Source organism: Bacteroidota bacterium, assembly GCA_013696965.1.
Classification (GTDB): domain Bacteria; phylum Bacteroidota; class Bacteroidia; order JACCXN01; family JACCXN01; genus JACCXN01.
Genome location: JACCXN010000009.1, coordinates 188,586 through 199,753 on the forward strand (window position 1 = coordinate 188,586; position 11,168 = coordinate 199,753).

11 protein-coding genes are annotated in these 11,168 nt (G+C 33.5%); 8 read left to right on the forward strand and 3 right to left on the reverse strand.

Features of this window, described 5'->3' with window-relative positions; genetic code table 11:
- The first annotated feature begins 13 nt into the window (after positions 1-13).
- Positions 14-514 (forward strand): hypothetical protein, encoded by a 501-nt coding sequence (locus tag H0V01_01990; protein ID MBA2582140.1) that lies wholly within the window; start codon positions 14-16, stop codon positions 512-514.
- Positions 515-661: 147 nt separating this feature from the next.
- Positions 662-1,141 carry a DNA starvation/stationary phase protection protein gene (locus tag H0V01_01995; GenBank protein ID MBA2582141.1) on the forward strand — a complete coding sequence of 160 codons (480 nt, stop codon included), beginning with the start codon at positions 662-664 and terminating at the stop codon, positions 1,139-1,141.
- Between the two features lie 185 nt (positions 1,142-1,326).
- Here the strand turns inward: H0V01_01995 and ispG are convergent, their stop codons facing one another.
- From ispG to H0V01_02010, 3 genes are all read right to left on the reverse strand, one after another.
- A complete protein-coding gene (gene ispG / locus H0V01_02000) occupies positions 1,327-3,285 on the reverse strand; it encodes a (E)-4-hydroxy-3-methylbut-2-enyl-diphosphate synthase (GenBank protein MBA2582142.1) in 1,959 nt (652 codons plus the stop codon).
- 171 nt (positions 3,286-3,456) lie between these two features.
- Positions 3,457-3,813, reverse strand: coding sequence for a hypothetical protein (locus H0V01_02005; GenBank protein MBA2582143.1), 357 nt, complete (start codon positions 3,811-3,813; stop codon positions 3,457-3,459).
- A gap of 78 nt (positions 3,814-3,891) precedes the next feature.
- Positions 3,892-4,218 carry a hypothetical protein gene (locus tag H0V01_02010; GenBank protein ID MBA2582144.1) on the reverse strand — a complete coding sequence of 109 codons (327 nt, stop codon included), beginning with the start codon at positions 4,216-4,218 and terminating at the stop codon, positions 3,892-3,894.
- Positions 4,219-4,588: 370 nt separating this feature from the next.
- Here H0V01_02010 and H0V01_02015 point away from each other — a divergent pair, with 370 nt between their 5' ends.
- From H0V01_02015 to H0V01_02040, 6 genes are all read left to right on the forward strand, one after another.
- Positions 4,589-5,584 (forward strand): DUF4837 family protein, encoded by a 996-nt coding sequence (locus tag H0V01_02015; GenBank protein MBA2582145.1) that lies wholly within the window; start codon positions 4,589-4,591, stop codon positions 5,582-5,584.
- A 359-nt stretch (positions 5,585-5,943) separates the two neighbouring features.
- Positions 5,944-7,395, forward strand: a complete 1,452-nt coding sequence (locus H0V01_02020) for an IS1182 family transposase (protein ID MBA2582146.1) — start codon at positions 5,944-5,946, stop codon at positions 7,393-7,395.
- A gap of 787 nt (positions 7,396-8,182) precedes the next feature.
- Positions 8,183-8,602 carry a hypothetical protein gene (locus H0V01_02025; protein MBA2582147.1) on the forward strand — a complete coding sequence of 140 codons (420 nt, stop codon included), beginning with the start codon at positions 8,183-8,185 and terminating at the stop codon, positions 8,600-8,602.
- 526 nt (positions 8,603-9,128) lie between these two features.
- Positions 9,129-9,515, forward strand: coding sequence for a hypothetical protein (locus H0V01_02030; GenBank protein ID MBA2582148.1), 387 nt, complete (start codon positions 9,129-9,131; stop codon positions 9,513-9,515).
- Positions 9,516-9,593: 78 nt separating this feature from the next.
- The gene (locus H0V01_02035) at positions 9,594-10,445 is read left to right on the forward strand and encodes a phosphoribosylformylglycinamidine synthase (protein MBA2582149.1); all 852 of its coding nucleotides are present in this window, start codon (positions 9,594-9,596) and stop codon (positions 10,443-10,445) included.
- 268 nt (positions 10,446-10,713) lie between these two features.
- Positions 10,714-10,872: a hypothetical protein gene (locus H0V01_02040; GenBank protein ID MBA2582150.1), complete on the forward strand. Its 159-nt coding sequence runs from the start codon at positions 10,714-10,716 to the stop codon at positions 10,870-10,872.
- Positions 10,873-11,168 lie beyond the last annotated feature (296 nt).

Sequence of the window (11,168 nt, forward strand, 5' to 3'; positions counted from 1 at the left end):
AAAAAACAATTGAATGAATTTTTTCTCAAAAATACACTTTCTTCCCTTATTACTGCTAGTTATATCCTTAACTGGCTGTATGAAAAAAGTTGATTATCCCAATGAACCAATTGTCAAATTCAAGGAATTTGTTAGGTTTAATAACGATTCTGCATGGTTTGTATTTTCTTTCACTGATGGAGATGGAGACATTGGATTGAAAAGTAGTGACATTGATAAACCTTTTCATATAGAAGGTGAGCATTATTATAACTTTTATATGGATTATTATGAAAAACAAAACGGGGAATTTGTAAAAATCACTTTAGCCATTCCATTTTCATACCGCATTCCCTATATCACTCCTGAAGGGAAAAACAAATCATTGCAAGGAGAGATTTTAGTACGAATTCCTTTTGAATATATGGACTCCTCATCCCCTTATGATACAATTAAATACGCTGCATTTATTTATGATAGAACCTTAAATAAAAGCAACACAATTGAAACTCCCGAGATTGTTGTTCAAAAATAATTACCAGCCCTTTATTAAACAGAAAAATTACCGGATTTTTTTGAAAACTTAGCCATTTCCCTGCAATTATTGGCATTTTGAAATCAGTCTCATTTTAGTTATATTTAAGTATAATTTAATCAAATTATTAATCTTAAATATATTAAAATGGAAAACACGGCATACATTGGTTTAGAAGTAGAATCCCTTAAGGGTCTGTCCTACAAATTGAACGACTTACTTTGCAATTATCAATTGTTCTACATGAACCTTAGAGGTTTTCATTGGAATATAAAAGGGGACAAATTCTTTGAACTTCATGCTAAATTTGAAGAACTGTACAACGATTCATTAGAGAAAATCGATGTGATTGCTGAAAGAATCAAAACCCTTGGTTTTACCCCAACCCATGCATTTTCTGATTATATAGAAATTTCTAAAGTAAAAGAAGTGAAAAACCTTGGTGATGGAAAAGCTGCTGTTGAATCGATTTTAGATTCTCTTAAAATTATAATTTCTATTGAAAGAGAAGTGCTTGAATTTTCAGTTGAGGCAAATGACGAAGGCACTAATGCCTTAATGAGTGATTATTTAAGGGGTCTGGAAAAACATGTATGGATGTTTAATGCTTATTTGGGAGAAAAATAATTTTTAACGAATTTGTATTTCATTTGATTACCCCCTGAATTAGCATTGGTATACTGTTAAGTATTGATGTAAATTATCACGAAAAGACTTTTTTTGAGTATCCCATTTTATTGTTTCATATTAATTTGACAAAAAAAATGGAACACTCCCACTTTTCTGGATGTTTAACCTCAATACTTAACTGATTATACAGGCTTTTCAACCCAATCTCCATGAATCTTTATTAAATCAACCAGGGCATCCACAGCCTCTACCGAAGCAATATTCTTTTTAACAACTTCCCTTCCTTTGTAAAGGGTTATTTTACCAACACCCGTTCCTACATAACCATAATCTGCATCAGCCATTTCTCCTGGCCCATTTACTATGCATCCCATGATTCCTATTTTTATCCCTTTAAGATGGTCTGTTACCTGCCGAATACGTGCAGTGGTTTCTTGTAAATCAAACAAAGTTCTTCCACAAGAAGGACAGGAAATATACTCGGTTTTAGAAATCCTTGTTCTCGTTGCTTGAAGAATATTAAATGCTGTATTATTTACATTTTTAAGGCTGCCGCAATCAATTGTCTGAATCCATATTCCATCTCCGAATCCATCAATAAACAAAGAGCCTATATCAGTTCCTGAATAAAGTTGTAGATTTTCCTCGGTTAGCTGCTTATAATTTCTCCTTATTATTACGGGTTGTGAATTTTCCAATTCATTCAAAAGGAAAAAGAATGCTCTTTGCTCAGCCATACCATGTTTGGAAAAAGTATCGGCAATCAGAACTGCGGTGTTATCATTCTTAATTTGATTTAAAAACTCACTGCTAATGGTATGAACATCTATAAGAATAAAATTTAATACAGTTGAATGACGCTCAGAAGAAAAATAGTCATTCCAGGAAAAAACAGGATACGCTCCTGGTTTATTAGCAAAAGATTTTTTCCAGGTTCCGGCATTATATATTATTCCAAGAGTTCCTGGAGTTTCAAAATCTATTTTATTCTCACCGGCATAAATAAAATCGCAGGCAGAATCTGCAATATTCCATTTATCAAGAGCAACAGAATAATTATAACCTACAGCAAATAAAGATGCCGCAGTAATTTTCTCTTTATGGCTAAAATCCGCAATTACTCTTGGAACATTTGATCCGCCAATATTTAATATTTCCCTTGTTTTTCTTTTGCGATATTCAAAAGGATTGTGAATTTCTAATGCCTTTTTATGTACTACTAATTCCTTAATTGAGCCACTTCTAGGTTTAATATATCTTTCTATGAGAGCCTTGGCAATAGGAATTTCAAATTCTGGTTCTTCAGTTAAAGAAACCCTAACTGTGTCCCCTATTCCATCCTCAAGAAGGGCTCCAATTCCAACTGCAGATTTAATCCTTCCGTCTTCTCCCTCCCCTGCTTCAGTTACTCCTAAATGCAAAGGATAGTTCATCCCAAACTCCATCATTTTATTAACCAAAAGCCGGTAAGCTTGAACCATAACCTGGGTATTGCTGGCTTTCATGGACAATACAATGTCATAATAATTATGATCTTCACAAATCCTCAAAAATTCCAATGCTGATTCCACCATTCCAAGGGGAGTATCTCCATAACGGTTTAAAATCCTATCCGAAAGTGAACCATGATTGGTTCCTATTCGCATGGCAGTACCATATTCCTTACAGATTTTAACAAGGGGAACAAACCGTTGGCGAATCCTCTCTAATTCTGCATTGTAAGCACTATTGGTGTATTCTATTACCTGAAATTTTTTCTTGTCAACATAATTACCTGGATTTACTCTTACTTTTTCTACAATACGTGCTGCAAGTTCAGCAGCATTAGGGGTAAAATGAATATCAGCAACAAGGGGGGTATTATATCCTCTTTTGATTAATTCCTTTTTTATGTTTTCCAGATTCCTGGCCTCGTTCATGCTCGGTGCTGTAATCCTTACCAGTTCACAGCCGGCCTCTATCATTCGAATTGATTGTTCAACAGTTGCAAAAGTATCCATGGTATCAGTGGTAGTCATGGATTGAATACGAATTGGATTATCTCCACCTATAGCCAAATTTCCTACCTTGACTACACGTGTCTTAAAACGTGAATATGCATTTAAATCATTACAGTACTGGTTGGAGGGAATGGTTTTCATTTTCTTGCTTTAACATACAAAGGTATTAAAAGAAGCTTTTATAGAAAACGATATTTTGAGCAATTGTTGTCAATTAAAATTTGACAACTAAATAAATGGATTAAAATGGGTTAACAAATTTCAGGCTTTTTGATTTTAATTTCAATCCAATTTTTATGATTGTAAATTGGTTTAACTTCTTCTTATTTCTTCCATTCTTTCCTGTCTTATTAGTTTTCCCGATGAATCATAATACAAAGCAAAACGATCAAGCCTTCTTTTTACCACTAAAATATAAGCAGAATCCCCCTTATCACCCACTTCGCAATTAACTCTGTAAACTTCTTCAATTTCCCATTTTCTAAACTCTCCATTTGACACTACTCTTTGAACGCCTTCAGGCAATTCATCCGCATTTATCCTTATAACGGCCTTTCTATCATCAAAAGTTTTTTCTTTTTGCTCAAAATCAATACTTTCATTGCTGTTTTGTGCCTTTAAAAAAGGAAATGAAAAGACAAACACAAGTAAAAACAACATCTGTTTCATGCTCTATTTTTTTAGTTAATTGCTATTTGAAAATAAAAACAACAGGTACGGAATAATCCGCACCTGTTGAATATTGAATTACTTATTACCAGGTTTCATTCCACCCTCAACATCTTCTTGTCTTACAAGTTTTCCGTCTTCTGAAAAATGTAAAATTTTAGTCTCTTCCCCTCTTTTTACTCTTACGGCATAATCACCTACCCCTTCTTCTATTTCATAAGCCTGTTCAATTTCCCATTCCCTGAATTCCTCTGTTTGCAAAGTAGTTTGCACCTCATTAGGAAGATCTTCCCTATCAATGGTTGTCATTTCCTGCTGCTGTTGCTGCATGTTCTGATCTTGTTGGGCATAACTAAAGCCTATTGTGGCTACTGCCATACTTATTATCATTACTATCTTTTTCATTTTTCTTTTTTTTAAATGGATAAATAATTATTATGCTAAATACCATTTGAAAAATTATGCCATTTAAACAAACTTGGCCACAGTGGACTTTAGGCCTTAAACAACATTCCATTTGAGTCCAAAAAGAGAACATAATTCCAAAAAAGGGAAAGCACGGTTTGTATTCAATATGATTTGAAAAAAAACAAGATCCACTATATTAAGCCTTCATTAGGATTTGTAAATCCAAACTGATTAAAAACTTTTGTTTGGTGTGAAAAACAGCATGGCAAGCGTTTAAGAAGCTGACAAAGAAAAACTCAGAATAAATTCAAAATCCAAACAGGTTTTTACTTTCTTTACGTTTACATTAAACATTAAATTCAATTTTATGCTACGTATTTTATTCTTTTTATTGATTCTGATTTCATTTATTTCCTGCGGTGACAAAACCTATTTACCACAATCAACAGGCAAAACAGGTGAATTGTTGGTAGTAATAAATGACAAGAATCTTGAAACAGAGGCTGGAAAGAGTATAAAAAACATTTTTGGTCAATACCAAAATGGACTTCCTCAGGAAGAAACTGTATTTACTGTAATCCCATTTCCGGAAAATGCTTTTAGTAAAATTTTACAAAGGCATCAGAATATTTTTATTGCCGATATTTCCAGCAAAAACACCCTATCCAGCTTTTCTGTAAAAAAAAATGTATGGGCCGAAAATCAATTGTATTTAAAAGTTTCCGCTCCTGATGATTCAGCTTTTGCTGACATCCTTTTTAAAAACAGGGAGCTTCTTTTGGGTTATTTTCTGGAAATTGAATTAGAGCGTCTTGGGAACACAATTAAAAAAGCACAAAACAAGCCTGTTCAGAAACAGCTTATGGACAATCATCAAATAGACTTGCTAATACCAAAAGGATACAATATTGTAATGGATACCTTAAATTTTGTTTGGCTAAAATATGATACCGAAAAATCATCCGGTGGGAATATGCATCAGGTTAATAGAAACTTACTTTTATACTACCAGGACTATACCAGCGAAAGCATGTTTAACCTTGATTTCCTTTTGAATTTCCAGGATTCAATTACAAAAAAATATGTACAGGGCCCCACAATAGGTTCTTATATGAAAACAGTTGAGCAATATCCTGTCCACAAAAAACCTTTTAATCTAAATGGAAATTATGCTGTTGAACTAAGAGGGCTTTGGCACCTACAAGGCGATTTTATGGGAGGGCCATTTTTGAACTACTCAACTGTGGATACAACAAATAATAAACTTATATCCATGGTTTCATTTATTTATGCCCCAAATTTCGATAAAAGGGAATATTTAAGGGAGTTGGAAGCTATAATGCGAACAGTTCATATTAAATAAAACAGATTGAATTACTGCGATTTTAACTTTTAATTATTGATAAAACAGGAAATTGCTAAAATGTCACTGCCAATTAAATGCAAACATGGAAAGTAAACTCTATTTCAGTATTAGAAGAATATGGGTGTTGAATAAGTAGTAAAAACATTTATTTATCTCTATTGATTAGTTACAGAAATTAATAGGCTTTTCTTTTAATTGTTCTTGATCCAATTAAAATCCAAAAAAAAAGCGCCTCGAAATTTTGAGGCCACTGAAAAAGTCTTTTTAAGAATTAAATGTTAATAAAAGGGAGTAGAAACGCAAGTTTATCTACTCCCTTTTTTGTATTTTGTATCAGATTCAAAAGCCTAATATACATGCTGGTACAACAAAAAGAATTTCAATTTAGTGAGTATAGTTCTCTTTATGATTTGATTGTACCAAAGCAGAATTTTCTCAGAAAGATTAATGACCTGATTGATTTTTCCTTTGTTTACGATGAATTGGTAAATAAATATTGTCACAATAATGGCCGTACAGCTGAAAGTCCAATTCGTATGTTTAAGTATTTATTGCTTAAGACAATTTATAATATATCTGATGTTGATGTTGTTGAGCGTTCACGATTTGATATGTCGTTCAAGTATTTTTTAGATATGTCACCTGAAGATGATGTAATCAATCCAAGTTCGCTCACAAAATTTAGAAAACTACGGTTGAAAGATACCGACTTGTTGAACCTCCTGATAAGTAAAACAGTCACCATTGCTATTGAAAAAGGAGTAATCCGTTCTAAATCAATCATTGTTGATGCTACCCATACGTTATCCAGATCAAATCCATTCTCAGCAATCGAAGTGTTAAGAGAACGCTCAAAACAACTTCGGAAAACTATTTATATGTATGATGAAGACTGGAAGGAACGTATGCCAAGAAAGAATGTTGACAATGATTTAGAAAAAGAGTTAGCTTATTGTAAAGAGCTAGAACGAATTGTTGAAAAAGAGCAATCCATCAGTTCAATTCCTGCGGTACAAGAAAAATTAAATATCTTAAAAGAAACTGTTGAAGACATTCAAGAAAACATCACATTATCAAAAGATGAGGATGCCAAAATAGGTCATAAATCCGCAGAGAGTTCATTCTTTGGGTATAAGACGCACTTAGCAATGACCGAAGAGCGCATAATAACGGCAGCCGTGGTAACATCAGGTGAAAAAGGAGATGGGCCAGAACTACCAAATCTTTTAGAAATTAGTCAGGAAAATGGCATTGAAGTTGACACAATTATAGGCGATGCAGCCTACTCAGGAAAAGAAAACATTAAATTAACTAGTGAGCAAAATATTAAAATAGTAGCTAAACTCAATCCATCAATTACGCAAGGTTTTAGAAAAAACGAAGACAAATTTGATTACAATAAGGATGCAGACATGTTTGTATGTCCTGCAGGCCACATCGCTATACGAAAGGCCAGACAAGGGAAAAAGAACAGAGGAAAAAACCAAGCAGATACATACTATTTTGATGTTGAAAAGTGTAAAACATGCCCGTTAAGAAAGGGTTGTTATAAAGAAGGAGCAAAGACAAAAACTTACGCTGTAACCATAAAATCAGATATTCACAAAGAACAAATTGCTTTTCAAGAAACAGAATACTTCAAAGAAAAAGCGAAACATCGCTACAAAATAGAAGCAAAAAATGGGGAGTTGAAAAATGTACATGGTTATGGAAGGGCAATATCATATGGAATAAATAACATGCAAATGCAAAGTGCCATGGCAATTTTTACGGTAAATCTCAAAAGAATTATAAAGCTAACTTCGTAAAACATAAAACGAGGTTAAATCACCTAAAAAAGTGCGTTTGAAACCATTTAAACGACTTCCATAAAAAAAACAAGCAACTAAAAGTCAGTCATAAAAAAAGCGATTAAGCTAAAGATTTCTTTAAACTTAATCGCTTTTTAAAAAATTACTGAAAAAACGAGATGCTTTTTCAGTGGCCTCTAAAAACTAACCTGACGTTTTGATGGCTCTTGCGGACAGTCAGGAAGATTTTTCTAAAGTGAACGACTGTTTTTATTGGCCCAATGACATAACTAAAACTTAATTAATCTATCTTTGCACTGTGAAAAGCAGCATCAGAATTTTAAGCGTATTTTTTTTAACAGCAATTTATTTCTTCGCAATTAGCGTTGTTACTAAGTCGCTTGGTCATTCTGATTTCCATAACGAGCAACAATCATCGCAAGAAAAATATTTTTCAGATTTCTCAACGAAACTTTTCTGCCATAATTCACAGTCTGAAAGTTTAGTTAACAGTTTCAATAATCTACCTCTCCCAAGTTTTAAAAATCCATTTAACGGACTTTGGGCAATAACCAAAGCAACTGAACAATTATTTGGAACAGCATTTTCTCAATACACCAATATTTCGAGAAATTTTCTGATACAACATCGGAAAGCAGAAATCATTTTTCCCTTCCATTACTTTTGGTAATCCGTTTTTTTTAGTTGTCAGCAATGCAAAAAATTGGCATCTGACTTAATTTTTGAAGGTTTTGCAATAATGCAAGGCTCAATTTACAATTTATGAATTTAAAAAAACTAAAAAATGGATTTAGGAAGCGCCATCATTGGAGCTATTTTGATAGCTATCTGCATTGTGCCATTTATATTAATGAGCCGAGGCAGAAAAAAAAGAGAAAAACAAATATTACAATCTCTAACAGACATTGCAGTGCAACATAACTGCCAAATAAGTCAACACGAATTTTGTGGTGACTTTGTAATTGGAATTGACGAAGCCAAAAACTTTGTGTTCTTTCATAAGCAAAGGAAAGACAGGGTAATTGAACAATTCATTGACCTAGCCAAAATTCAAAACTGCAAGGTTATTAACTCAAACCAGACAATTACCAACAAAGATGGAAACTACAAAGTAATTGACAAACTTGAATTGAGTTTTATTCCAATTGCCAAGGAAAAGACAGAGATAACATTGGAGTTTTTCAATAGTGATGTTTCCTTATAGCTTTATGGAGAGTTCCAATCAATTGAAAAATGGTCGAAACTTATTGACGACCGACTTAAAAACAAAAAGTAATTAAGATTAAGCCCTGTGGGCAGACCATAGGGCTTTTTTTACTAAAGGACGGACTGCCGATAGACAAGCCAGGCTCAACAAAAAGCTCATTGCCATGCTTGCGTATCACAAGACACATCTCACAAAGACCGCCACACTTTAAAAAACAAAAGAGGTATTTCTCCATCCAAATTTCTGCAATATTTTTATAAATAGCCTGTTTTTTAGTGAAGTCGGCAGCTTAAACAATAAATTTTAATAAAATAGAGAAAAAGCCGTAAATTTGAGAAGGTTTAATTTTATAAGATATGAAATAGCCATGCACGAACCGTTCACAAACGCTAATGAATATAAAATGGCTATACCATATTACGATTAAAAAAACAAATTATATACATATGAAATAGCCATGCACGAACCGTTCACAAACGCTAATGAATATAAGATGGCTATATGTAAGTTTAAATTTTGGTAAATGAAAAGCCGAATTAGAAATAGTATTTTAATTAAAGTCATTTGGGGACTTTTGGGACTTCATTTCCTAAACATCAGTGTGGACAGTGCTGACCCTTACCCTGATTGTATTCCCGAAAACTTAACAATAAATGACCAAGAAAGTATCATTGAAATTGTTATTGAGAAAATTTTAGGTTTTGAAAACGCCATTAAAGAATATGACGACAACGACCGCGAAGACCATACTAATAAGGGTAATGTTAAAATAGAATTGCTTTTTCTTTCCACAGATGAGCCAATTAATTCTCAACCTAATCATGACAAAAGAACTCAGCGACACCTTGACTTTGAAGCCTATTTGACCAAAGGTTTTTATCAACTTGACACCCCACCACCCAAGATTTGATTTGTTTTTAACAATCCCAATACTGACTTCTATAATTAGTTGTCAGGAAATTTATTTATGCGGAAAAAACAAATCAAAATGAACATTAAAAACATATTGGTGTTAATAATTTTAATAGCACCATCAACATACTCAATGGCTCAAATTACTGATGCGGAAAAAGATAGTATTTATATTAAACATGTTGAAGACCATAGTGAGCCTGGTAAGGTCTTACACGCTGAACCGCTTTACATTGACCTGATACGAGACCTTGGGGCAAGAAAAGGAGAAAAGGAATGGAACATTGGCTTGGGTCTGACAGACAACTTAAATTTTGACTCTTATGAAGCCCTTATTGAGTATGAATGGGCACCGATTGACCGTTTAGGTTTAGAAGTGGAACTTCCATTTACCTTTTATTCACCTTTAAACGGTACAGAAAAAGATGCTACCCCTTTCAATCAATTGAATAGCATAAAAGTAGCTGCCCAATGGTCGTTTTTCGTGAATGAACCTATGGCCACATCAATGGCCCTTGGCTATATTAATGAGTTTGAACTTTCGGATTTTCGTCATTTTGGCAAACCTTTTATTAAGGGAAATGTTTACAACCCATTCTTAGTTGTTGCTAAACGTTGGGGAAACAATTTTCACTCATTGATTTATACAGGATCAATGATAGAGCAGAACTTTCTATCCAAGAAATTTCATACAACCTACAACATCAACACAAGTTTTCATTATATGATTACAGGAACAAGAAATTTCATTGGAGTTGAATTCAATAAAACATTGGACAATAGTGATTTTGATATGACTATACGGCCCCAAATGAGACTTGGGATAGCAGATAATTTATTGATTGGAATTGTAGCAGGAATACCAGTTAGCCGAGAAAATGAAAGATTTAGCTCTTTTGTAAGGTTAATATGGGAACCAGGACATTGAAATTTAATACAACGTTCTTGAACAGAAATAAAAACGAAAGAAAACAACTCTAATGTAGAGGATTTCATTAATAGTGTAACAAATGAACAAATGCGTAATGACAGTTTGATCATTCTCAAATTGATGCAAATGGTGACCAACCAAGAGCCGAAAACGTGGGGCAGTTCGATGATTAGATTTGGATATGTCGAAAGCGGGCAGTTACGTTTGTGTACGTTAAGAGTGTAAAGGAAACCTGATTACTGTTTACACGGCATCCGGGATTAAGTTGGCAGGAAGGAAATACAGGGTTTTGTATGGAACAAGAGGTTTATGTTTCACAATTGACAACAGCAGCAATGCGATGATTGATTATTATGAAATAAAATCACAGCCAATTACCAGAGTAATGGAATTATTTTCATACTGGAAATTGGTACATCCATAATGTAATTGTATTATTACATTTGTGATTAAACAAGAAGAGCCGTGTGAAGGGAGACTTCCAAGCACGGCTCTGTGAGAACGCAAGGGTGAATTGAAAATCACGAATACCAATGAGAAAAAATATAAAATGAGTAGATTCCCTTGCGTGACTCGATTAGCTGCAAGCACTGCGATAGATTTGGAACTTAATTTGTAGAAAAAATGAAGCAAGAAAATTTGTTAAAAATAGCAATGGCGCAAATTGCACCTGTATGGTTATGCAAAAACAAAACGATTGACAAAATAAAATCTTTAATA